This is a genomic window from Mesorhizobium sp. M1365, from assembly GCF_040317865.1.
Taxonomy (GTDB): Bacteria; Pseudomonadota; Alphaproteobacteria; order Rhizobiales; family Rhizobiaceae; genus Mesorhizobium.
Genome location: NZ_JAMYLG010000046.1, coordinates 17227 through 39043 on the forward strand (window position 1 = coordinate 17227; position 21817 = coordinate 39043).

Below are 21817 nucleotides of genomic sequence, written 5' to 3' on the forward strand. Positions count from 1 at the left end.
ATCTGCGCGATGGTCAGCAACTGTAGGGCGCTTGCCGGCGTCGTAGTGGTCAGTGAGACGATGCATTCGGTCACCAGTTTATGTCGGGAAGCCGACCGTCGAATCCCTGACGAACTGGGCAAGGAAAGAAGTCAGCTAGGCGCTCGATATCTCCAGCGTCCATCCTGAGAGGAGGCAGGCGGATCGGGAGCCCCGGCGCTGTGGCGACGACGCTGATGTTGTAGACCGGATACCCAGGTCCGCTGGCATAGGTTCCTACGCGCGCATGGCGGCAATCGAATCCCGCCAGGATCAGGTGATAAAGGAGAAGCCCCGCGTTCCAGAGCGACACATGCCCGCCCACAATCTCATTCTTCATCGGCGGAACCGTCGCCACGATCAGGCCGCCGGGGCGAAGGCGATCCAGGCATGCCCTCAGGAATGCGTTCGAATTCGGTTGGTGCTCCAGCACGTGGCAGACCCAGACCGCATCGAATTCGCGATGGCCGCCGCGCCATTCCATGAAATCGCCGACATGATCGGCAGGCGGCGCTAGGTCGACCATAACCGTGCTCCGGCCGGTCGCCCGGATCATTGCGGCGTGCTCGCCGGCTCCGGACCCGACGTCGAGGATCTTGCGCACCTGCGGGTATTGGAGCAGCCGCGACAGCGCCTGCGAGCCGCGGATGCCAGGCCTCACTCGAGCGTCATCCTTGGATGGGTCCGGGAGACCCGCCTCGGCGGTGTTTTTTGGTGAGTTGATCATGGAACAATTTCCTTGGTCCGTGACGTGTTTGCGGATGGCCGCGCATGTACCGTGCCAAATGAGAAACCGCTTAAAGGCTGGGATAGATCTGCGTATCCGAAATTATCGGACGTTGGACAGGCGCCGAACGCGAAGCGCTTTCGGGGTGGGACGATATATCTTGCTCTCGGGGCTAGGATTGAACGTGCTGCCGCGCACGGGGGATAGGGTGCGTTTCGAACTGGCCGTGGGCCTTGGAATTGAGTGAAAGCTAATGCAGTGGAAGTGCACTGCACCGAGCGTTCCCGCTCGAATAGATGGCCGCCCACCCCATCTTCGGGAAAGCTCGAATTTTAGCGTCGGCGGTCTTCTCCAGAGCTTGAACTGAACTGGTCAACATGTGGTCCGTCTTCGGCGGTTCCTTTGAATCAGGTTGCTATCAGCAACCCGACTTGCCGGGGAACATCGACGCAACGCCGCTCGCTCGCTTCAGCGCTGTTGAGGGCGTGCTCACGAGCGACTTCGGCACCTCCGACCTGCGCCACTCGAGGGGCACGACCCTCCATTCCGCTTTGCCTGCAATCTAACAAAGTCGGACATGAGACACTCATGCAGCTATCATTTTGGTAAAGACATTTCTCACCTTGGCACGGAACATGCCGAGACCCCCTTTTACCCTGGCACCGCCGAGATCGAGGTTGTCACCGCTCTGCGGCTCACAGTTACACACTCCCGGAGTGTGGCAGTACAATCCTGTGGCCTCCTGGATCTGCACACGATTTCGAAGCTGTTCGCTAAGGCGCGCATCATGCAAGCCCTGCCGTGATCCACACCGCCATCAAGAGAGTCGGTGCCAAACCATCCAACGATCGCCACTTGCGCTATCAAAATCGCCATTCAGGATGGCTCAGGACGTCCTGGCGAGAGATTAGGCCCACGAACTCTTCCCGGTCATCATGCACTGGCATCAGCTCGATTTCGTGCTCACGGAAGAGCTGCGCGGCTCGGTCGAGAGACGCGTGCCCGGAAACGTGGCGAAGGGCCGCTGCATATGCCGCTCCACCGGATCGTTGAGGTCGGGACTTGCGCCATGCTCAACTAGTCGGCCGATGAACTCCCAGCTCAAAATCCCGACGACCCTCCTCTGCTCGCCGATGACTGCGCCGACGCCCAACTTTCGGGGCGCGCGGCACATCGAAGAGAGCGCTGCCGACAGCGGTGTATCTGGCCGGAAAACAGGGATCGCTTCAAGTGGCCACATCAGGTCGCGTACTTGCATCAGCTCCCGTCCGAGACTTCCACCCGGGTGAAGACGTGCGAAATCCTGGCGCGTGAAACCTCGCCGCTCCTGCAGGATCAGCGCTAGGGCGTCGCCCATCGCCGCCATGGCCATGGTCGAGGTGGTCGGAGCCAGACCAAGCGCACAGGCTTCCTGCATCAACCCAATGTCAAGCACCACGTCGGCAGCCTCCGCCAACGACGAGCTGGCCCGTCCCGTGACCGCGGCGACGATGACAGAGAACTGCCGGGCAGCGCGGATGAGTTGCAGAAGTTCAGCAGTCTGAATTGGAGAGTGCGAGAATGACATCCCCGGCACGCACGCGCCCGAGATCCCCATGTAAGGCATCGACTGGGTCGAGTGTAATCGATCGCGTGCCGGTGGATGTCAGAATTGCGGCGATCTTTTCTCCGACCAGTCGCGACTTGCCGATGCCGCACACGACGACAATGCCCATTGAAGAGAAGATGTGGTCCGCGAGCAGGCAGATATTCTCATCGATCCTGTTTGAAAGGCTTTCCAACGCGGCGGCCTCTTGGCGGATGATGGCCCTGGCCCGCTCAAGCATTACTATGTTCCTGTCGCTAGAGCTCCTGCCACCGGAATGTTGCTGAGCTTGTTCTTCGTGCAGGTGCAGGACTGCAAGCCCGGAGCTAACAATAGCCATGATGGCAGCCTCCATCCTAAGCGACGATTCTTGCCACTCTCGCGTGACGTCGAAATGGCGGCAGTATGGCCGCCCGCTCGGAAAACGGGGGTTATCTTTTTGTTAGGTTATTGCTGCAGTTTTGTAACGTGACAGTCGCTCCGGGTACGGATTAAAGTATCAACGTTATGGGCGAAGTTGGTGACACTGGCGAACTGCTCGGTTGCCCATCATGTGAATCGAATGCTCTCGTGACAACCCCGTTAATGCGGCGGCCCAAGTGCGACCGAAAAGGGAGGCGAGTGATCCGCGGAACGGCCTGCGAACAAGTGCCAAGGCACTGCCACGTCACTTGATGCGGCGGCGAACGGTTTCTCGCCCGCTCTGACCGCTCTGCTGTTGGGGTCGTTGTGGTCAAGGTGCGAGGTCGCGACAAAACCTTCAAACTAATTATCAGAAATCTTTATGAGGATTCTGCGGCCCAAATCCTCTCTGTGTGGACATGGCACGGTTCCCGCCGCCACAGCGGCCGCTCTGGTAGTGGCAGTGCCGGCTGGCTGCGTCGTGCGGTTCCGAAACTGCCCCCCGATTGGAGTGCGCCCCTCGGACCGGACAGGATGAACAAGCAGAATTGACTTGGAAGCCGGGCTTTCGAAGGATGGAAGCCCATGGTGACTTATCGCACGCACAGCATCGAGTTCAAACGTCAGGTAGTGCAGGAGTTCCTGTCCGGCGAGACGCTGCATGGTCTCGCCAAGCGGCACGAACTGCCGCGTAACCTGATCCGCATCTGGGTTCAGAAATACGAGGCCGGCTCCTTCGACGAAGACGTGGCGGCGGCCGACACGATGCAGACCTATGAGGCGCGGATCGCAGCGCTGGAGCGGCTGGTAGGCCGGCAAGCCTTGGAAATTGAGTTTCTAAAGGGGGCTCTGAAAAGCGCACCACGTCCGAGAAGCGGGACTACATCCGTGATCACCGGCCCGGCGGTGTCTCCATCGCTGAAGGATGCCGGCTGATGGGGATCGCGCGATCAACCTACTACGATCAGCCCGAAACCGCCGTGGATGACACAGCGCTCGTCGAGACGATGGGTGAGATCTCCGACGGCTTCGAAGCTTACGGCTATCGCCGCATGCAGGCGGCGCTGCGGCAGCGCGGCATCGTCGTCAACCACAAGAAGGTCAGACGGTTGATGCGCGAGCACGATCTGCAGCCCAGGATCAGGCGGCGCTTCATCGCCACTACGGACAGCGATTACGAGTTGCCGATCTTCCCGAACCTGGCGAAGAACGTGACACCCGACGGCCCGAACCAGCTCTGGGTGAGCGACATAACATACGTGACGATTGCGGCGGGCTTCGTCTACGTCGCGGTCATTTTGGATGCCTGGTCACGCAAGGTCGTTGGTTACGCCATCGGTCGGTCGATCGACGCGCGCTTGACCGTTGCAGCATTGAAGGCGGCAATCGAACGACGAAAACCCCCGCCGGGCTGCGTCCATCACTCGGACCGAGGGTCGCAAGGCGGATTCAAGCGGTCGTCGCAACACTCTGAAGTTGGAGGTTGCGATGAGCATTCGAAAGCGGCGATCGGCACGGTCTGGACGAGCGCCATTACCTTCACCAGGACGTCCGCCAGTGGCGGGGCGATCTGAACTCCAGCGATTCTGGTTGGGGATAGCGCAGGGGCTGACCAGCGAAGATGCTGCGCTGGCGGCTGGTATGTCGCAGCCTGTTGGAACCAGATTGTTCCGACAGGCGGGCGGTATGCCACCAGCAATGTTCAGATCTTCCACCAAGCCGCCGTCAGAGCGATACCTTGCGTTTGCGGAACGTGAGGAGATCGCATTTCTTCGCGTTCAGGGCCTTTCGAGACGCGAGATCGGACGCCGACTTGGCCGATCCGCCTCGACCATCTCCCGTGAGCTACGACGCAATGCCGCGACGCGCAGCGGCGGGCTGGAATATCGTGCATCGACAGCCCAATGGCACGCCGACCGATCGGCCCGTCGGCCCAAACCGACCAAGCTTGCGCTCAACACAACCTTGCGCACTTATGTGGAGCAGCGACTGGCCGGCGTTGTCGTGGCCCAAGTGGCGCCGCCGTTCCTGGTCCGGCCGTTCGGTGGAAGGGCCGCCGGCACGGTCCGCGAAAGGATCGGCGATGGGCCAGGGCTTGGAGCCCGGAGCAGATCGCCCGACGCTTGCCGATCGACTTCCCGGACGACAAGACGATGCGCATCAGCCACGAAGCCATCTATCAAGCCCTCTTCGTTCAGGGCCGCGGAGTGCTGCGCCGCGAACTGTCGGCCTGCTTGCGAACGGGGCGCGTGCTGCGGGTCCCCAGGGCCCGCGTACGCAGTCGAGGTAAGAGCTTTGTCTTGCCGGAGATTATGATCAGTCAACGCCCCGCCGAAGCGGCCGATCGCGCGGTGCCGGGTCACTGGGAAGGAGACCTCATCCTTGGTCTTGGCAGCTCGGCGATCGGCACGCTGGTTGAGTGTACGACACGCTTCACGATGTTGCTGCATCTTCCCCGGCTTGCGGGGCATGGCGAAGCTCCGCGCATGAAGAATGGCCCTGCTCTCGCGGGACACGGAGCCGAAGCCGTGCGCGACGCGATTACGCGCACCATCATCACCTTGCCCGAAGAACTGCGCCGTTCGCTGACCTGGGATCAGGGAGCCGAAATGCTCCTTTGAACGGAGGTTCGGCCGACGGCAAAGCCGCCGACCACTGAGAGTAAGGAGGCTGCAGTGAAGCAATATGTCGGATTGGACGTGTCGCAGCGAGAGACCAGCGTTTGCGTGGTCGATGACGCTGGCAAACCTGTCTTTCAAGGGAAAGCGAAGTCCGATCCTGGAGCGCTGGCTGAGTTGCTGCGCAAGCGCGCGGCGGGCTCAGCACGATCGTCTCAAGATCGACGCGGGTGTCCAAGTCTACTTCTGCGATCCGCAAAGCCCCTGGCAGCGCGGCACCAACGAGAACACCAATGGGCTGCTGCGTCAGTACTTCCCGAAGGGCACCGACCTGAGTGTCCACAGCGCCGACGAGATCGCCGCCGTGGCCGCGGCCCTTAATGCCCGGCCGAGAAAAACCCTTGGCTGGAAAACGCCGGCAGAGGCGCTTGACGAGTTGCTGTCGTGAGTGAACACAATCAGTGTTGCGACGACCGCTTGAATCCGCCCAATATGCCGCACTCCTCTACCGCAACGTTCTCGCCGAGCACGATCTTATTGGATCGATGGGCCGGCGGGGCAATCCCTACGATAATGCGAAAGCGGAAAGCTTCATGAAGACGATGAAGGTCGAAGCCGTCTATCCGATGGCCTACGAAACCTTCGCCGACGTCGCTGAGGACCTTCCCCGCTTCATTGATGAGGTTTACAACACCCGCCGATTGCACTCAGCGCTCGGCTATCTCAGCCCGCAACAGTTCGAGGACCAACACGCCCGGCAGATGGTCAAAACTGCCGCTTGACCCTGTCCGGTCCGAGGGGCGCACTCCAGATCGGCTTCCAAATTTTGCACACGATGACGTAATTGCTGTCGTTGCTGCGCCCGTCTCAAATCCGATGCGTTCTCGTCGCTTTTGTTCATCCGCACCGAAAGCGCCGCCTTCGTATGCCGAGCATCGATGCAGACGACCGGCAACCCGACTCTTGTGAGCTCGTGCCAGAGCCAGCTAGACATGGCGCCGCGATCTCGAAACCAGGTTCGGTCGATGCTGAAAGAGTACGGGCTGCAGTTCGGGCGCTCAATCGGTGCGCAGTTTCGCCGAAAGGTCGTGGAACTGGTTGTCGACGGGCATGAGCTTCTGCCGGTTATCCAGCCTCTGGTGACCATTCACGAGCAGGTCTGTCGAGAGCAGGAGAAGCTCGATCGGCAAGTCCGGCGTCTTGCCCTTGGCGATGAGACCACACGCCGGCTGATGACAGTTCCCGGCGTCGGCGTGGTGACCGCGCTCACCTTCCGACACACGATCGACGATCCCTCGCGCTTTCGTTCGGCCGCCAACGTAGGCGCCTATCTTGGCCTGACACCGCGACGAAAGCAGTCCGGTGAAACGGACATCAACGGTCGCGTCTCACGCTGGGGAGATCGGCTGTTGCGAACCTATCTATATGAAGCGGCGAGCGGCGCCGGGACGGCGGTTGCGGTGACCTCGTTGACCGAGCGGACAGCCCGCAAGGTCTACAGGACGAGAGATGACGCGAGGGCGGATGTGTTCGATTACATCGAGCGCTTCTATAAGCCTCGGCGAAGGCACTCGACGCTGGGCTATCTGAGCCCTGTCGAGTTCGAGGAACAAGCTATGCTAGCTTAACCTCGTGTCCGAAAAACCGGCAGCAGGCCAGTTCGAGGGCTTCCAATAGGCGAGGTCTTCGCTCTTTAACAGGTAGCTAAATCCACCATCGTTTTCACCGACATATTTGCCGGTCTCGGTGGTCTTAATTTGAACCGCGATCATCCTGGCCAAAGGCTGCCCATAACCATAACCTCGGCAATGCCGTCTATCCCGCTCTCCAGTCGAGAACGCGAATCAAACTGAAAGCCCATGTCGAGGAAGCGCAGGCGGACCGCAGCCTCGCCTCGTTCTCCCAAAAGCTGATTCGGCGTAATGGTTTTTGACATGCATGAACTATAGAACAATCTAGCAACATCGAGCACGGAAATTTCTTGGTCGCAGTGATTTTCCCCCTAATCATGGCAAGATGTTCGCCGCCACACCTATCAACGACCGGCTGACACACCCCGGCATGATGATCGTTTCTCCTGCCCGTAGAGCGCGACATTGGTTCCCGGCCTCGTCGGCCACTTTCAGCAGCAGCGATCCCGATCCGCAGGTCGGGTCGTAGACGGTGGTGTCGCCGCTGGTCTTGGCGGACCGAATGCCGATGATCTGCGCCATGATACGGCTGACTTGGGCGGGGGTGTAGAACTGGCCTTTGCTCTTTCCGCTCTCAGTCGCGAAATGGCGCATCAGATATTCGTAGGCATCGCCGAGAATGTCGTCGCCATCGGCGCTCGTTGCTGCCGAACTGGTAAACGATAAAGCGCCGGGCATGCTTCATCCCGTCTCTGAGTTCCGCTTCGCTAATTTCGTGAGCGCGATGGATGATCCCGTCACGCCGCCCGGCCAACGCACTCAGATTGTCGCGGTGGGACAGCCGTTGCGGCGCGTGCAGCACCCCGATCCGTTGCAACGCAGCCTGCAGAGCGCCGAGCGCTTCCCGGGGGCCGAGCGTCTCAGTGCCGTTTTCGCGGAAGGCTGACAGCGCCAAATCTTCCCGCCGCTCAAACAGCCCATAAAGGAACATTTCCACAGCATGCACGGTCGCTATGGCAGCAAGCCGCCGATTATTGGCGCCGCCTTCCAGCTGCAGCTCTTCTGCCTTGCGGAAGAAGTCGCGCGCCATCAGGAGAAAGCCATCGACCTGCGGCAGCATCTCGTTTTGGCGCGCGAGATATTCAAGCACCAAGGCCGCGACAAAATCCTCTGCCCACGGCTCTGCCTGCCAGCCTCCCAGCACGGTCTGACCGGAGACCAGCCAGGCATCTCCAGCCGCCAGCACGTGGGGCACGTCATCGACAAAATCAGACCGGCGAATAGCCTCCATCGCGAGTGTCGTGGCGATGACCTCGGGATCGTCGTCGCCCGCGTCGCGCGGAAGCGCGCCTGTGTCAGGAATAACTTGTGTGATCAGCCATGACACGGCTTTCCGAATTGCGTCGTGGTAGCGGTCATCGCCAAGCCGCTGAAGGGCGACTGTCGCAAGGGCCGTGGCGCGCAGGCCGGGCCGGGGAACCCCTTCTCTAGTTTCATTCCAGTAGCCCCCACCCTCCTGGCGGCGCACGAGGCGATCAGTCAGGACCGCAATTTCCCGGCGCAGATCGCCGATAAGTTTCGGGCTTCGCGAACAGCGCCAGAGTGCGTAGCCGATATCTTCAACCGGGGCGGCGGCTTCTCCCTCGCCAGTGCCGAGCGCGATCATATGCGTTGCGCATTCGGCCAGCGCGCCGTCAAGGCGCCCCGCTTCCGTCGCGCTGCCGTAAAGGTCCAGGAACCACGCCAGCGAATAAGACCAGTCGGCAGGCAAGTCCTGCCCATTGTGATCCCTTGCGACGACGGCCACGACGGCATTGCGGCCTTCGGGCGTGCGGGGCTCTATCCCAAGGATCGGGTATAATTCGGGTGTCGGCTGCTGAAGGATACGCGCCGGCACGAGCGACAGTGCTTTTTCCAGCGAGGGAGGAAAATCCTCCAGTTCTTCGGCCAGTTCGGCAGCTTCTCTCCTTCGTCCCTCGCGGCGCGCTTCTACATATTCTGCCGCAACCACGGCAACGGTGCGCTGCGCCCGTTCAGCGGTGCCGGTGGCAATCAGCTCGGCCGGAATGTCACCATCCTTGATAGCCCAGTGCGTACGGTGCTGTTCGAATTGTTGAATGCCCAGCCGGTCCGCAATTCTCAACACCGCTGACCGGTCGAGAAAGGCATGTTCCGGATCGGGCTCGAAGGTGAAGGCCAGTTCGTGTCCGCGCCGAACGATATTGCGTATGCGGCCGTGCCGGACCACGCGAGCGTGCGGGCCTCCCGCCCCGACTTCGTACATCAACAGCGCCGGGATTTCCTCCAGCCGGCGCAATGTTTCAGGGCGCGCGAGGTCGATAGCCTCGGCCTCGGCGCCGCTATATTCCTTGAACCGGTCAATGGTTGACGTGAACGGCGGCGTTTCCCACCACTCGCCGTGGCCCGAGACAAGCAAGTTAAACATGGCACACCACCGACCTCACGCCGCCTTCTCCATAGACCACTTCACCCGTTCGGCGAGAAAGGCGGCGAATGTTTTCACATTCATATTGCCGCTCGCCTCCTCCAGCCCTGCGAGGTAGGCCTTCCGGTCATCGACTCTGACGACTGTCCAGGGGTAACCGCCTGAAGCCAGCATCGCGTTCATGAGGAACCGCGCCATCCGTCCGTTGCCGTCCGGATAGGGGTGCACATAGCCCACAAGCCAATGCCCCAGCACGGCACGCACGGAGGCCTCCTTCTCCGCCTCCAGCAGGTCGAACAGCTCATTCATACCATCGGCCACCGCTCCGGTACGCGGCGGCACGTGCTGCGAGCCGCGCAGGTACACAGGGTGATTGCGATATCCCGCAAGCGCGCTGGCTTTGAGGATGCCGGCGGTCACTGACGGCGCGAACAGCTCCCGGTACCACTCCCGGTGAGTGTCCCGCGTCAACGCGCCGGCTGGCTTGCCGTTGATGATCGCGGCAACAGAGTCTTTGACCTTCTGGAATGCGAGGTAGTAGCCACGCGCGGCAAGCGCATCCCGGTTCTTGCGGTCCTCTTCATCAATCTCCGGATTCCAGCTCCCCTCGCGCACCCGGTCGATGAGTTCCGGGGTGACGCTGTACCCTTCTATCGACAGCGAATGGTAGGCGTCGCTTTCGTAGATATCCTCGACGAACTTCATATAGGCGTCTTTGTCGGACGGCAGTCCGGGTGTCTTCGGGAATATCTCGATGATGGCTTCGCGCTGCGATTGCCAGATCGCGCGCAGGCGGGCGACCAACGGCGGTACGCCCGCCGCAATGGTTGTCACTCCAATTTGTCCCGCGAACGGATCGGATTCGCGCACGTCATAGCCGGCGGCTTTGAAGGCGGCCACGATTTCATCGGCAAAGGAGTCGCGTCCTACGCGACGGAAGGCCCCCGCAAGCCGTCCCGCCACGGCGGAATGGCCGCCATCAAGCAGCAGGGCCAGAACGGTTGATACGTCGCGCACCGACGCCATGGCGATCTGCATCTCGATAGGGGCGCGCTGGAAGAACGCTTCCGGCACCCGGGTAAGGGCGGCCTCGATAGTGAACACGCGCTGGCCGTTTTTCTCTGTCAGTTCGGCCGGCATCTCCTTGACCTTGAGGTCATAGAGCGAAGTGCCGAACAGCAGGTCGATTTTGTTATTCGTGCCTTTGGGGGTGTTCACCACCACCTGAGGCGGAATAGTGGGCGCTTCCGCGTGCAGAAGCAGCGACTGCTCCGGTGACAGGAACCAGTCCTTGCCGAACCGGTCATTGCAGTAAAGGGAGCAGAACTCCCAGAAGCTCGCGTACCAGGGGGTGGTGTCTTGCTGCTGTGCCTGCGGGCCGGTCGACATGAGCCAGCCTTTGATAACATCGCGCAGGAACCCGTTCTGCAGCAGCCGCTCCCGGTGGACGCGCGTCAGCTCATCTGATTTGAATATGCGCCGCCCACCCTCCTGCAGCTCTTTGAGGACGGCCAGTGATACAGCGAGTTTTTCATGGGGCTTGGCCATGGCCGTGCCTTTGCAACTTTTTTAGAGCTGTGCGATTACAAGTATATAGTGCTGATAGGCGACAAGTCAATGATGCTGTGGAGTTGCAAGTTTTTTAAGTCGTGCGACAACAAGTTTTTTATGCGAAAATCGGCAAGTGCGATCGTTTCCATAGCCGCGCGAAGGATCGTTACCCGGATGGGCCGAGACCCAGCTCCCTCTTCTCGGACGAATTCCGGCGTGACGAAATCGGGAATGGCTGCGCCGAAGCTTTCGCCGTCGCGTTGCAGCTTGCCTCGAAGGATCTCGCGGCCGAGGTTCTCGCGGATGGCGACGAATTCCATTTCGGGGGTGATGATGCCGGTGCGCGCATAGGCAAGCTGGGTCACTGCCTTGCCCGACCTGGCCCTGAGCGGCCGGTTGCGCACGGGAAATTCCGGCGTCAGGCGTTCGCCCGCCGCGAATCCATTATCTTCCGGCCGGACATGGCGGCCTTCATAGGCCTCGACATCGCCGCGCGCCAAGATCCACTCGTGGCGAAGCCGGGCAAAGCCCTTGTCGATGCTGGTTTCGACAGTCGGGTCGGTATAGGGGCCGGACGGATCGTAGACGGTGACGGGCGGTTCGCCGGCCGTCGGGTGGACGGAGATTTCGCGCATCGGCACTTTGATGTGCGGATAGAGGACGCCGGACCTGTGGATTTTCCGTGAGGCAGGCAGCGGTCCCGTCGAGACGGCGGGGCTGAGGGCATTCATCTTGAGGCTCCTTTGCTGGTTGCATTGGAAACCCAGTTCTGTGCCGGGAGGATGAAAAGACGCTTCTGTCGACCTGCCGAAACAGGACCTCGGGCGTAAACTCCCGCAAAGCGCTTGCACCGTCCCTACGCCAGTATGAACTGGGTCAGGTTCAACGGGTCACTGCGCCGCGAAAGCCAGCAGTATCTCAGCCCCTTGCCGGGACTCCCCTGGTGAATGCCTCAAATTGAGGGGGCCGGAACTATCTCGTCAAGCGCATTCGGCCCGCGCCGGTGATCGTCGGGCGATCGTCTCGGCCAGGCGCAAGATCGGATGGAGCGTCGCCTGAGAATCGTCTGTTCCTCGATCAGCCTCGCTTATGCTCTGGAGCTTGTTCTCTCGCGCCCGAATTTCCGCGGGGATGGCTGAACGGAGGCGATCCATTTGCGATTTTCAAGTGCGTTGGGCCGCACCCCCACAATCGCTCAACAAGTCGAACACGTCCTGACCCGACTGGGCCTTCAAGTTCGGACCTGAAACCTGGCCGGGTACTGCTGGATGGCAGGGTCCGTCAAGCGGGCGGAAGGGATGAGGAAATGAAAGAGCTGCAGATCAAAACACAGCGATGAATATCGCCTGCGCGATCATCCGGACCAGATCTGATATGAAACATCGTCCGGCCCCGAGATCGAGGCTCCAATCTCGTATAGCTTCCATACGACGTTCTCTTGGAGTGTTGCGGGATTGGTCCGCTCAACCGGATCTCGAGCTCAACCCTTTCATCCCGTTAGAATGAGCGTTCGAAACGCAGGATTCCGGCGACACCGCTCTTCTTGTTGGCGTTGGTCCAGTTCACGTTGGAAGCGTCCACCTTGCCGACGGCGAAGTTGCCGTAGCGGCTATAGTCGAGTTCCGCCGTAACTGTGAAATCTGGAAGAAACGCATAGGCGACGTTTGCAGCGACACCATGGTTCTTGAGCTGATCACCGGAGAGCTGAAGGTTGAACGAAGTTGTCTCGTTGAGCTTGTAAGTGGCGCCAGCCCAGAAAGCCCAGTTCCCACCCCAACTCTTATAGAAGCCGCGACCATGAGCGTCGATGGCGTTCGTGGAGTCGTCGTTGAGCTTGCCGTTGGAACCGTAGCCGAGCATTCCGAACAGCAACAGTTCGTTGGTGACATTGATGTCGACACGGACCTTGGCGGCCACCGATTCGTAGTTGCTATCATAAGCGGCAACGCCGGTGATCGCGCCCCAGCCATGTGTGTATTTCAAGCCGCCGACTACGTGCGGAGAGTAGCTGTCGATTGTGCCGACCACGCCCGAGCCTTCTTCGAGCGAAACCACGGCCGAAAAGCCGGCCCCCGCGTCGAAGTAGTACTGAACCACATTGGTATCGAAAGCGCCGTACGGAACCGGCGTCTGGTTGAGTACGTCAACCGCGCCGCCAATAAACATGTCGAAGGCCGACCAGTCCTTACCAACTCGGAGGCCACCAAGCTGAATCCAGGCGAAAGTCAAGGTGCTGTCTCCGTTGAAGGCATAGGACCGAGAACTGTCCGAAACCGAAGTGTGGCGGTTACCGAAGTTCATGCGGGTTTCGGTGTAGGTCTTCAACGTGCCGAGTTCGGTCTCCTGGCCGGTCCAAGTTTTCAATGTGAAGCGCGTGTTGTTTTGCCATGTGTCCTGATGCTCACCAGTCCTCACATCGGAGGTTCTTGCGTGGTCAAACAATCCGACATGGCGCAAGCCGATGTCGTAACGGACATAGCCGCCGATGCGCAGGCAGGTCTCAGTGCCTGAAATGTAGACGTAGCCCGAGCCGTAAACGTCGCAGATTTTAACGTACTCAGTCGGGTCAGGCTCGGCAACGGCGGTCACGGCGCGAGCGTCGGAAACGGCAATCAGTGCCGCAGTTGAGCCGAGGAGGAGGCTCCTAATGTTCATTGTTGATCTCCGTTCAAACAGTAAAAGGGATGGACGTCAGTGAATGAATTTTTGCTAAGGAACCATTCGATAACGATGCGCATTGAGTGAATTTTTGAGCAGTTTTGATGCTCTCGTCATGCCAGATGTTCATGAGAAATTGAGAATACTATCGGGTATTATTGTTACAGATATGCAATTGTTATTACAAATATAATTATTGCCGAAACGACGCCATTCAACATTTCTGTACAAACCATCACCGGTCATCTCCGCTAGTTGTGGGCGGGCCGTCACAAAGGCTTCTATTGCAAATGACGTGCCATCCTGACGACGCAGCTGCGGCTTGAAGCTCAAGTGTGCCGGCGGACCTTGCTTGGCTCTTCCTTCCTTTCTGCCTTGCGGATCAATCCAAGCACGAACGGCAAACGTTTCGGCTACGGTTCGTCTGTTCGCTTCGCGACAGTTTCGTTCAATGGCGACAGCTTTGTTTGCTGTGAGTCCCGACGTTGAGACATCATGCGGCGGGCGCCGCTCGGTACGACGCCGTCATTTTGGCGAGCGCGATGGTCGGTAATCACGCGCTGAACGCGCAGCCTTGCCTTCACCAGGCAGCCTTGCCTTCACCAGGGAGTCAGTAGGCGCGCCAGCCTTGGCATTGCGGCGGACCTGACGGTCGCGTCGAGCAGGCTCTCGTCCTGATAGACGGCGCGCCACAGCTAATGCTTCTTGCCAGCAATTCACAAAACGAGCTCATCGAGATGCCAGAGATCACCATGGGGCTGCGCTAGCTGGCGAGCAAGGTCTGGTCCCAACGCGGTGTTATCTCGTTGGATGCGGCAGCCGCTCAGCAGAATCTACGCGACCAGGCGCTGGCTGAAGGGAAGGGATGGTGGAACCAAACGGTCACGCGTGAGGGTCGCGGCGGGAACAGCCATGGCCAGTCGCTGACCATCCAGCCAAGATTGAACGGCCGCTATTGCTGCGAAATACAAGTTTCGAGCCCAAAGCGGAACGGACTGACATAGCGCAAAGACACAGGCGAGCGCAGCGGTAAGGTTGGTGGTTATCAGCATGGGACGGTAACTGTTGCAGACCACGAAATATCGAGAGGCCCGGCTGCCTTGGTACACTATCTATCCGACTGTGTCGGAGTTCTCTGGGGCGGTCGGCGCCGAGGCTTATGAGGAATGGCTCAAGAACCTGCCGGCTGACGGTCCGGTGTCACTCTATCTGCACGTTCCGTTCTGCCGATCAGCGTGCTGGTATTGCGGCTTTCCCACCACCATCACCCGCCATGATGCGCCGATCCTCAACTATCTGGCGACCCTGCGTGAAGAGATCCGTCTGGTTGCGGAGCGAGTGCCGCAGACGTTGCCCGTGAGCGACATACATTTCGGCGGCGGAACTCCGTCTCTCATAGGACCACCCGAGTTCCTCGCTCTGATAGAGTTCCTGCGACGCCGCTTCGCTCTGTCGAAAACAGCTACGGTCGCCATCGAGATCGATCCACGCACGTTCACGGTCGAGATGGCCGAGGCCTTAGGAGCGGCCGGCGTGAACCGCGCGAGCCTCGGCGTGCAGAGCTTCGATCCAATCGTTCAAAAAGCGATCAACCGGATCCAGAGCGAGGCCCAGACGTCGGCTGCCGTGGAAATGCTGCGTCGGCACGGCGTGAGCCGCATCAACTTCGATCTCATCTTTGGTCTCCCGCATCAAACGGTGCAATCCTGCGTCGAGACAGCGAGGGCGGTGGTCGCCATGCGCCCCGACCGGCTTGCGGTGTTCGGGTACTCGCACATTCCAGCCCAGATAAAGAATCAGCGCCTCATCGAGGAGGAATTTCTGCCGGACAGCGCTGCCCGCGCTGAACAGCATGCGGCTGTGGCCGTGACGCTGATTGCCGCCGGCTACCGAGAGATCGGGCTCGACCATTTCGCCTTGCCGGACGACGAGCTCGCGCTGGCACAGAAAACCGGTCGCCTGCGGCGTAACTCGTTGGGCTACTCGGCCGACACCTGCAGAACCCTGATCGGTTTCGGAGCGTCGGCTATCGGCCGCATCGGCCAAGGGTACGTTCAAAACGAAGTTACACGGGATTCCTACATCCAGCATATCGCAGCTGGCCGTCTGGCGACGTCAAAGGGCTATCGCCTCACCGACGACGACCGCGTGCGAGCCGCAATTATCGAGCAACTAATGTGCGATCTCGAGGCCGATGTGCAGGCAATCTGTGCCGCCCACGGATCTGATCCGATCCGTCTTCTCGATTCAGCTGAACGCTTGGCGATGCTGGCCGAGGACGGGATAGTGGACTTCGAAAACGGTTTTGTCCGCGTACGGCGGGAGCATCGCTTTGTGATTCGTGCTGTCGCTGCCGCGTTCGATGCTTTTCTCGATCGGGATGGCCGTAAGCATAGCCCCAGGTGAGGGCAAGCATCCAACCGGAAGCTAAACTCGACGCCCTTGGCCGAGGCCTGTCATGAAGCGCGCGTCAAGGATGCGAAAAGCAGAGCTGATCCGCCTATTTCATCTCATCTTCAATGACATCGACCTCGTGGCTGCCACCGAGGCGTTTCCATATTGATCGTGGTAGGTGCGGGATATCTCGGTGTTTCGCCGTCAGCGCATGAAGATCCCCGCCATGTGATGGGTCAGGAGATCGCGGTGGCTGCGATCAGCCCGTCCATCGATGACAGACCGCGGCCACGCCGCTTCGCGAGGCCCGTCAGGTCGCCCCAGGCCAAGGCAACCAGTTCGTCCACCGGCAGGACTCTCGACTCGAAGCGCTGCGGCAGGTCCCGGGCGAGCCATTCGGCCAGTGCGTCACGTTTCCGACCTTTGTCCATGAGGGCAGCGCCGCGCCGGATCTCGGCGATCGACACAGACCCGCATTGACCCTACGCGGCTGGTCTTCCTGGATGAAACATGGGTCAAGACCAACATGGCGCCGTTGCGCGGCTGGGGTGTGCGCGGCAAGCGGCTGATGGCCCACGCACCATATGGCCATTGGAAGACGATGACCTTCATCACCGCGCTGCGGCAGGATCGGGTGGAGGCGCCTTGGGTCATTGACGGACCCATCAATACGCAGGCCTTTCGCGTCTATGTCGAAACCGAACTCAACAAAACACTGAAGCCGGGCGACATCGTCATTCTCGACAATCCCGGTTCTCACAAGGGCCAAGCCGTCCGCGACATCGTCAGGGCTGCTGGCGCAAGGCGGGTCAAGCCCGCGAGAGCGGCAATTTTGTTCCGGCTATCACCCTCTCGTCGAGAACGGCGTGACGGAAGCGATAAAGTTGCGCCGGCCGGCCGCCGGTTTCCGCGGTTGTCTCACCGGTTTCCTCGACCAGCTCCTGCTGCTCGATTAGCCGGCGAAAGTTCGGCTTTCGTACGAGCCTGCCGGCAAGCGCCTCCACGGTGCGCTGCAGCTGCAAAAGCGTGAAGACCGGCGGCATCAGTTCGAATACGACCGGCCGGTATTTGATCTTGGAGCGCAGCCGCGCAATGCCGGTCGCCAGGATGCGACGATGATCGGCGATCATCGATCTGCCCGAGACCGAGGTGGGCGCAGCGGAATGTCCGGCGCGTATTGCTTCCTCCACCAGGGCGGCTTCGTAGAGCAGCTCATAACGTTGAAGCGCGAGTTCCTCGTTCCAATGGCGGTCGTCAAAGCCGAAGGCGATCGCCGCCCGCCGTCGTCGGTCGAGGCGTGTCGTACTGTCGTCAGTGCCATCCGCCCATTCCATCAGGCGCGGCCGCAATTCGTCCAACACGACCGCCGGTGTGCCGGAGCGGTGATCCTCCCACGGGAAATAGTCGTACCAGCTTCCCCAGTGTCGCCCGGCCGGGTCGCCAGCTTCGTCTTGGTGGGTGAGCGCCAGATAGCTGATAGAGACCACGCGGTCGTCAGCGCCAACCCTGTCGCGATCGGCGAAGGTGTAGAGCTGTTCGATATAGCCGAGCGGCTGGCCGGTCTGTTGTTCCACCCATCCCCTGAGGCCCGACTGCAGCGAACGGTGAGCAAGCTCGAACGGGCCCGAGGGCAGGGCGTTTGCCTGCGGGATGGTCAGAACGCAGGGGGCGCTGCTGTCCATGGCGACCACAACGGCGATCAAGTCCGCATTGACGTCGTTGGCCTTGCCTCCAGCTCCGCCTTTCCTAGTCCCTTTTGCGCGTTCGTCCATGGTCCCCGAGGTTGTTGAGCAGAGCCCCGCCGCGTAAGCGGCTGAACCGATTGAATTCCGTTTTTGTCTGATAATTGTCGGCGCGTCAACACCACCCGTCGTGGCGATTTTAGCTCTTCGCAGCTGCACAAAAAGTGCCAACGCGACATCCGTGCTTGGGGAAGGAGGCCCATTGAGTGCGCCGATTCAAAGCTCGTCGATCGACATTCCGACGTTGTTCTCTTCGGCGACAGCGCGGCATGGTTCTCCATGGCTTGGCGTCGACGCTGGGCGTGACGCTGGAGATGATAATCATGCACGGTCAGGCCTGCGCTCCTGGAGCCGGCGCAAATGGTCGTCGACCCGCCGTTCGGTTCCTTTTGAAGAAACCCGGAGCAGGCTTTCCGCAATGCCTGATAAAGCCCTTCCAGTGCGCCCGCGCCAGCATCATCGCACTCGCACTCCAACACAACCTATGCGAGTCAGTAAATCGACTCGCCGGCACTATTGTTTCAGGGGAAATGAATCTAGTTTCAAAGGGTTCGGCCGATAGGCCGGGCACAGCTGCGGCCTTCACGGCCTTTTTGACATAAACGCGTCGCCCGATTGAGATTATCTTGACGGTAGCGCAGTGCGCCATCCATGCCAGTCGAGATGATCATGGGCAAATATCGAGACCATCGCGAGCCACGCCGGCATCGCTATGACGATGACCCCGTTTCCTTTTCGGAACGGACTTCCGAGCCAAGCTATTTTCAGCGCCCGCCGCCCGTGACGGCAGATCCTGTCGATGCGGAGGTATTGTGGTTCACAGTCAGCAAGGGTTTTGGCTTCGTCAAACTGTCGGACGGCACGGAGGCCTATCTGCACGTGCGAGTGTTAGAGGCGGCCGGAAGCCGGGATGTTGCCGCGGGGACGCCTCTCAAGATCACGGTCGAAAAAAGTCCAAAAGGTCATCAAGTCGCGCAGGTGCTGGAGATCGGCGATCACCGCTCGAAAACTCCGTCACATACGCGCGTCGCTGGAGGGACCTTCGTTGAAATCGGTGCGCAGCTGGAGAGGGGGGGCACGGTCAAGTGGTACAAACCCGAAAAGGGCTTCGGCTTCATTGCTCCTGACAACGGTGAGAAGGACGTCTTCGTTCATGCCAGCGCCCTGACGCGCTCAGGGCTCAGCGTGCTGGTGGCGGGACAGAAGGTGTTTGTCGAAGGCGGGCAAGGCAAGAAAGGCTGGGAAGTCCGGAGCATTCGCCTTGCCTAGACGGCGATGCATTGCTCGCCTCGAAGGAGATGCCGGAGAGCGTCGGGCGGCCGCCATACTGCTATCCTATTGGCGCCCCATCGGGTTCCCGGATTGAGCAAGTCCGGATCCCTATTTTATGCCGCTGCCAGCGTTGTGTCCACCATGTGCACGCGCGCTGCCGCTGCCAGCAGGTCGGTCTGGGTGATCAGCCCAATAATGCGTCGCTCGGCATCGACGATGACCACGGCATGGCTGCGGCCGTCGGTGAGCACCGGCAGCAGGCTCATGGCCCGCGTATCGGGAGAGGCGGTGCCAGCCTTCGACATCACAGCCCTCACCGCGTCGGTCGCCTTCGTCAGCTCGCGCAGGCCAACTACACCGACCAGCCCGCCCTCGGCGTCGGTCACCGGCAGCGTCCGGATGTTGTGATCGAGCAGCAAATGACGCGCCTGGTCGGCAGGCGCATGTTCATCGACCGAAATCACATCGCGCGACATGATGTCCTCGCACAGCAGGGTGCGGTGGGAGCGCACCATCGCCTGCAACTCGACCTGCCGCAGCAGCCGCTCAAGATCGTTGCGGTCGATATCGAAGGTTTCCTCCAGCGCGCCGAGCGCGGCATCGATATCCTCGGGCTGGAAGCCGACCCGCTCCCGCGCCGGCGGATCGATGGTTCCATGCGCGCTTTTAAGGGCGGGGGCCGCCACATGTGGATAGTTGCGCCGCGACAGTTTATGGATGCCGTAGCCGAGTGCGACCAGCACGATCGAGTTCAGCGCTACCGGAACGAAGGGAAACAGCAAGCCGGAACTGAAGACGGCCGGTCCGCCGAACACCGCAGTTAAGGCGGCGGCGCCACCCGGCGGATGCAGGCAGCGCGTGAACGACATGGCGGCGATGGCCAGCGCCACCGCAATGCCGGTAGCAAGAACGGGTTCACGCACGAAATGCGCCACGATCACCCCGACCAGCGCCGAAATCGTATTGCCACCGATAATCGACCAAGGTTGCGCCAGCGGGCTTGAAGGCACGGCAAAGAGCAGCACGGCCGATGCTCCCATTGGAGCAACTAGCAGTGCGACATGTGGGCCAGACCCGTTCGCCAGCGCACTGATCACGCCAGTCAACGCGATGCCGATCATGGCCCCGATGCAGGCGAGCAGCCGCTCGCGCAGCGTTGCACCGGCAAGGATCGGAACAAAGAGACGAAACGCCATGGCATACCCTTGGGCGAGTGGTCGGAACTCCGCCCTCCGCAATGCAGGCAAAGCCACAGATTTGGAAGTTAAGCCAATTCGGAAAGTCGGCTCACGGGGGAATACTTTTGCGCGAAACGGCCATTGCCAAATGGGTGCAGACATTTTGATCGGCCAGAGAAGGCAGACGGCACGCTGATCCGCTCGAGCGCAGCTAGAGGCCGAGGGCTGCCGTGCCGCGGGCAGCCGGAAATGGGGATGGTCGGAGGTCGAGCTGGGATGGACACTAAGGAATTCAGAGGCTTCGAAAAGCGTGCTGACAATGTCGGCATGGCAAGACAAATCAGGCCCTTGTCGCTCCACTTCCGAGGCGAACTCCAGCGGAGTACAGCTTCTACGCGGTGCTTGGTCTGCCTGTCCTTGCCACCATCGGATTCGTTGGCGTCATGCTGAAACGTCCACCCGTAGCCGCTGAGAAGACGACTGCCGCCAGTGCCGTTGTGGAACCGCTATATGACGGCCGCTTGGTTACAGAGCCGGCTCGTGTCGATCGGGCGGGGGAGCCTGATGTGACGTACATGGTCCAGAAAGTGGCCAATGAAGGTGCTGGCATCGTCAACGTGATCAGGTCACGTAATAGCGGTAATACAACCGCGACCACGAGCCTCTCAGGCGTTCGATGAGGCGGGAAAATCCGATCACCAGACCAAACGCGTTTCCGCCACACTGCCACACACGAAACCGATCAGGTCACGTTCCAGGCTCGCCAGAAGATTGGAGCCAAGGCCACCTCGGCTGAACTCTGCCATGCCGCGGCCGCCACCTCTTCCAGCGGCGGTAGAAAACGTGGGTCAGCAGCGCCGGCATGGGCGAGCAACTCCCAAATCGCGAGCAGCGCCATCGGCTCAAGCGGCCGCAGATGTCGGCCGATGAAGCGGAAGGGCGGCGGTGCGATGGAAGCGCCGTGCGACAGCCTATCCAGACCTGTAATCGTGATCAGGCTCATCTGGGTCTCCGGACGCCAGCGTTGCAGATGGTTTTAGGCAAACGTGAGCAGGCCGTGGATCCCAATCCGGTCAGGCCGACCACGATCATGGCCGAAAGAACGAGTTCCAATTGAAAGAGCTGACGACCATGGGCGATCAGGTATCGGAGCCTTTCGAACGATGCGATGAGTTCTACCGCAACCAGGGTCTGCCAGCCGTTGGCAAGGCCTTCTCGCAGCCCTGTAAAGATCGACGGCACGGCGGAAGGCAGCACGAGTTTCGACCAGCGGCTGAACGAAAGGACACGGCCAGACCCCGTCTCACGATGACGCCGTTGCGCTTCGCCGCCATCAGGCTGGGTAGAGGACTTGCCCGTCTAAAGCTGTCGATCATGCTCGGCACACAAAAAAGGGCGGCATTGCTGCCGCCCTTTCCGCTGTAGGTTGATAGGGGGCTGGATTAGAAATCCATACCGCCCATGCCGCCCATGCCACCGCCGGGCATACCAGCCGGCATGCCGCCGCCAACCGACTCCTTCTTCGGAGCCTCCGCGATCATGGCTTCGGTGGTGACCAGCAGGCCGGCGACCGAGGCCGCGTCCTGCAGAGCCGT

General features: G+C 60.5%; 19 protein-coding genes, 9 pseudogenes and 1 riboswitch. Of the genes and pseudogenes, 11 read left to right on the plus strand and 17 right to left on the minus strand.

Going from position 1 to position 21817, the window contains the following annotated elements; genetic code table 11:
• Positions 1-70: 70 nt before the first annotated feature.
• The 4 genes from NKH04_RS28770 to NKH04_RS28785 form a co-directional block, all read right to left on the minus strand.
• The gene (locus NKH04_RS28770) at positions 71-745 is read right to left on the minus strand and encodes a class I SAM-dependent methyltransferase (RefSeq protein ID WP_353012528.1); all 675 of its coding nucleotides are present in this window, start codon (positions 743-745) and stop codon (positions 71-73) included.
• Between the two features lie 863 nt (positions 746-1608).
• Entirely contained in the window at positions 1609-1701 is a 93-nt protein-coding gene (locus tag NKH04_RS28775; RefSeq protein ID WP_353045343.1) for a hypothetical protein, read from the minus strand.
• Positions 1692-2312, minus strand: a complete 621-nt coding sequence (locus NKH04_RS28780) for an SIS domain-containing protein (protein WP_353045336.1) — start codon at positions 2310-2312, stop codon at positions 1692-1694. The genes NKH04_RS28775 and NKH04_RS28780 overlap by 10 nt, the downstream gene beginning before the upstream one ends.
• The gene (locus tag NKH04_RS28785; RefSeq protein WP_353045337.1) at positions 2278-2571 is read right to left on the minus strand and encodes an SIS domain-containing protein; all 294 of its coding nucleotides are present in this window, start codon (positions 2569-2571) and stop codon (positions 2278-2280) included. Before NKH04_RS28785 ends, NKH04_RS28780 begins: the two co-directional genes overlap by 35 nt.
• 746 nt (positions 2572-3317) lie before the next feature.
• Between NKH04_RS28785 and NKH04_RS28790 the strand changes: the two genes are divergently transcribed.
• The 6 genes and pseudogenes from NKH04_RS28790 (at position 3318) to NKH04_RS28810 (ending at position 6132) form a co-directional block, all read left to right on the plus strand.
• On the plus strand, positions 3318-3668 hold the full coding sequence (locus NKH04_RS28790) for a transposase (RefSeq protein ID WP_023680086.1): 351 nt from the start codon (positions 3318-3320) through the stop codon (positions 3666-3668).
• Positions 3647-4306 (plus strand): IS3 family transposase, encoded by a 660-nt coding sequence (locus NKH04_RS28795; RefSeq protein ID WP_353045344.1) that lies wholly within the window; start codon positions 3647-3649, stop codon positions 4304-4306. Before NKH04_RS28790 ends, NKH04_RS28795 begins: the two co-directional genes overlap by 22 nt.
• Positions 4221-5344 (plus strand): annotated as a pseudogene (locus NKH04_RS28800) (IS30 family transposase); the annotation flags it as partial. The gene NKH04_RS28795 and the pseudogene NKH04_RS28800, both read left to right, overlap by 86 nt.
• A 63-nt stretch (positions 5345-5407) precedes the next feature.
• Positions 5408-5552: pseudogene (locus NKH04_RS33305) on the plus strand (IS110 family RNA-guided transposase); the annotation flags it as partial.
• A pseudogene (locus NKH04_RS28805) lies at positions 5553-5798 on the plus strand (IS30 family transposase); the annotation flags it as partial.
• A gap of 97 nt (positions 5799-5895) precedes the next feature.
• Complete coding sequence (locus tag NKH04_RS28810) at positions 5896-6132, plus strand: integrase core domain-containing protein (protein ID WP_023680083.1); 237 nt, start codon at positions 5896-5898, stop codon at positions 6130-6132.
• 98 nt (positions 6133-6230) lie between these two features.
• On the opposite strand, the pseudogene NKH04_RS33310 reads toward NKH04_RS28810, so the two are convergent.
• Positions 6231-6356 (minus strand): annotated as a pseudogene (locus NKH04_RS33310) (IS110 family RNA-guided transposase); the annotation flags it as partial.
• Between the two features lie 217 nt (positions 6357-6573).
• On the opposite strand from NKH04_RS33310, the pseudogene NKH04_RS28815 reads away from it, so the two are divergent.
• Positions 6574-6790: pseudogene (locus NKH04_RS28815) on the plus strand (transposase); the annotation flags it as partial.
• A gap of 32 nt (positions 6791-6822) precedes the next feature.
• Positions 6823-6978 (plus strand): annotated as a pseudogene (locus NKH04_RS28820) (IS3 family transposase); the annotation flags it as partial.
• Here NKH04_RS28820 and NKH04_RS28825 read toward each other — a convergent pair.
• The 7 genes and pseudogenes from NKH04_RS28825 to NKH04_RS28855 all read right to left on the minus strand — a co-directional run bounded on the left by NKH04_RS28825 (position 6970) and on the right by NKH04_RS28855 (position 13633).
• Positions 6970-7122 carry a DUF4365 domain-containing protein gene (locus NKH04_RS28825; RefSeq protein ID WP_353012534.1) on the minus strand — a complete coding sequence of 51 codons (153 nt, stop codon included), beginning with the start codon at positions 7120-7122 and terminating at the stop codon, positions 6970-6972. The pseudogene NKH04_RS28820 and the gene NKH04_RS28825 overlap by 9 nt on opposite strands.
• Positions 7119-7286, minus strand: a complete 168-nt coding sequence (locus NKH04_RS28830; protein WP_353045338.1) for a DUF4365 domain-containing protein — start codon at positions 7284-7286, stop codon at positions 7119-7121. The genes NKH04_RS28825 and NKH04_RS28830 overlap by 4 nt, the downstream gene beginning before the upstream one ends.
• 70 nt (positions 7287-7356) lie before the next feature.
• A complete protein-coding gene (locus NKH04_RS28835; RefSeq protein ID WP_353012522.1) occupies positions 7357-7635 on the minus strand; it encodes an N-6 DNA methylase in 279 nt (92 codons plus the stop codon).
• On the minus strand, positions 7616-9427 hold the full coding sequence (locus tag NKH04_RS28840; RefSeq protein ID WP_353045339.1) for a prenyltransferase/squalene oxidase repeat-containing protein: 1812 nt from the start codon (positions 9425-9427) through the stop codon (positions 7616-7618). Before NKH04_RS28840 ends, NKH04_RS28835 begins: the two co-directional genes overlap by 20 nt.
• 15 nt (positions 9428-9442) lie before the next feature.
• A complete protein-coding gene (locus NKH04_RS28845) occupies positions 9443-10975 on the minus strand; it encodes a Fic family protein (protein WP_353012519.1) in 1533 nt (510 codons plus the stop codon).
• Positions 10976-11151: 176 nt separating this feature from the next.
• A pseudogene (locus tag NKH04_RS28850) lies at positions 11152-11709 on the minus strand (phosphomethylpyrimidine synthase ThiC); the annotation flags it as partial.
• A gap of 104 nt (positions 11710-11813) precedes the next feature.
• Positions 11814-11930, minus strand: a riboswitch (TPP riboswitch).
• Positions 11931-12475: 545 nt separating this feature from the next.
• A complete protein-coding gene (locus NKH04_RS28855; RefSeq protein WP_353045340.1) occupies positions 12476-13633 on the minus strand; it encodes a porin in 1158 nt (385 codons plus the stop codon).
• A 1068-nt stretch (positions 13634-14701) separates the two neighbouring features.
• On the opposite strand from NKH04_RS28855, the gene hemN reads away from it, so the two are divergent.
• A complete protein-coding gene (gene hemN / locus NKH04_RS28860) occupies positions 14702-16042 on the plus strand; it encodes an oxygen-independent coproporphyrinogen III oxidase (protein ID WP_353045341.1) in 1341 nt (446 codons plus the stop codon).
• 227 nt (positions 16043-16269) lie between these two features.
• Here hemN and NKH04_RS28865 read toward each other — a convergent pair.
• Positions 16270-16497 (minus strand): annotated as a pseudogene (locus NKH04_RS28865) (PIN domain-containing protein); the annotation flags it as partial.
• On the opposite strand from NKH04_RS28865, the pseudogene NKH04_RS28870 reads away from it, so the two are divergent.
• Positions 16494-16835, plus strand: a pseudogene (locus tag NKH04_RS28870) (transposase); the annotation flags it as partial. The pseudogenes NKH04_RS28865 and NKH04_RS28870 overlap by 4 nt on opposite strands.
• Positions 16836-16839: 4 nt before the next feature.
• On the opposite strand, the gene NKH04_RS28875 reads toward NKH04_RS28870, so the two are convergent.
• Positions 16840-17802 carry an NUDIX hydrolase gene (locus NKH04_RS28875; RefSeq protein WP_023721404.1) on the minus strand — a complete coding sequence of 321 codons (963 nt, stop codon included), beginning with the start codon at positions 17800-17802 and terminating at the stop codon, positions 16840-16842.
• A 621-nt stretch (positions 17803-18423) separates the two neighbouring features.
• Here NKH04_RS28875 and NKH04_RS28885 point away from each other — a divergent pair.
• Positions 18424-19041: a cold-shock protein gene (locus tag NKH04_RS28885; RefSeq protein ID WP_353045342.1), complete on the plus strand. Its 618-nt coding sequence runs from the start codon at positions 18424-18426 to the stop codon at positions 19039-19041.
• Between the two features lie 116 nt (positions 19042-19157).
• Here the strand turns inward: NKH04_RS28885 and NKH04_RS28890 are convergent, their stop codons facing one another.
• The 3 genes from NKH04_RS28890 to NKH04_RS28900 all read right to left on the minus strand — a co-directional run bounded on the left by NKH04_RS28890 (position 19158) and on the right by NKH04_RS28900 (position 21455).
• Complete coding sequence (locus NKH04_RS28890; protein WP_353045345.1) at positions 19158-20240, minus strand: HPP family protein; 1083 nt, start codon at positions 20238-20240, stop codon at positions 19158-19160.
• Between the two features lie 724 nt (positions 20241-20964).
• On the minus strand, positions 20965-21225 hold the full coding sequence (locus tag NKH04_RS28895; RefSeq protein ID WP_023721400.1) for a hypothetical protein: 261 nt from the start codon (positions 21223-21225) through the stop codon (positions 20965-20967).
• Positions 21222-21455 carry an ABC transporter permease family protein gene (locus tag NKH04_RS28900; RefSeq protein ID WP_353045346.1) on the minus strand — a complete coding sequence of 78 codons (234 nt, stop codon included), beginning with the start codon at positions 21453-21455 and terminating at the stop codon, positions 21222-21224. Before NKH04_RS28900 ends, NKH04_RS28895 begins: the two co-directional genes overlap by 4 nt.
• Positions 21456-21817: the final 362 nt, after the last annotated feature.

Excerpts from the sequence above, each read along its gene's own strand:
- NKH04_RS28770 (WP_353012528.1), bottom strand. The coding sequence starts at position 745 with ATGATCAACTCACCAAAAAACACCGCCGAGGCGGGTCTCCCGGACCCA.
- NKH04_RS28780 (WP_353045336.1), bottom strand. The coding sequence starts at position 2,312 with ATGTCATTCTCGCACTCTCCAATTCAGACTGCTGAACTTCTGCAACTC.
- NKH04_RS28785 (WP_353045337.1), bottom strand. The coding sequence starts at position 2,571 with ATGCTTGAGCGGGCCAGGGCCATCATCCGCCAAGAGGCCGCCGCGTTG.
- NKH04_RS28790 (WP_023680086.1), top strand. The coding sequence starts at position 3,318 with ATGGTGACTTATCGCACGCACAGCATCGAGTTCAAACGTCAGGTAGTG.
- NKH04_RS28810 (WP_023680083.1), top strand. The coding sequence starts at position 5,896 with ATGGGCCGGCGGGGCAATCCCTACGATAATGCGAAAGCGGAAAGCTTC.
- NKH04_RS28825 (WP_353012534.1), bottom strand. The coding sequence starts at position 7,122 with ATGATCGCGGTTCAAATTAAGACCACCGAGACCGGCAAATATGTCGGT.
- NKH04_RS28830 (WP_353045338.1), bottom strand. The coding sequence starts at position 7,286 with ATGTCAAAAACCATTACGCCGAATCAGCTTTTGGGAGAACGAGGCGAG.
- NKH04_RS28835 (WP_353012522.1), bottom strand. The coding sequence starts at position 7,635 with ATGCGCCATTTCGCGACTGAGAGCGGAAAGAGCAAAGGCCAGTTCTAC.
- NKH04_RS28840 (WP_353045339.1), bottom strand. The coding sequence starts at position 9,427 with ATGTTTAACTTGCTTGTCTCGGGCCACGGCGAGTGGTGGGAAACGCCG.
- NKH04_RS28845 (WP_353012519.1), bottom strand. The coding sequence starts at position 10,975 with ATGGCCAAGCCCCATGAAAAACTCGCTGTATCACTGGCCGTCCTCAAA.
- NKH04_RS28855 (WP_353045340.1), bottom strand. The coding sequence starts at position 13,633 with ATGAACATTAGGAGCCTCCTCCTCGGCTCAACTGCGGCACTGATTGCC.
- NKH04_RS28875 (WP_023721404.1), bottom strand. The coding sequence starts at position 17,802 with ATGGACGAACGCGCAAAAGGGACTAGGAAAGGCGGAGCTGGAGGCAAG.
- NKH04_RS28885 (WP_353045342.1), top strand. The coding sequence starts at position 18,424 with ATGCCAGTCGAGATGATCATGGGCAAATATCGAGACCATCGCGAGCCA.
- NKH04_RS28890 (WP_353045345.1), bottom strand. The coding sequence starts at position 20,240 with ATGGCGTTTCGTCTCTTTGTTCCGATCCTTGCCGGTGCAACGCTGCGC.
- NKH04_RS28895 (WP_023721400.1), bottom strand. The coding sequence starts at position 21,225 with ATGAGCCTGATCACGATTACAGGTCTGGATAGGCTGTCGCACGGCGCT.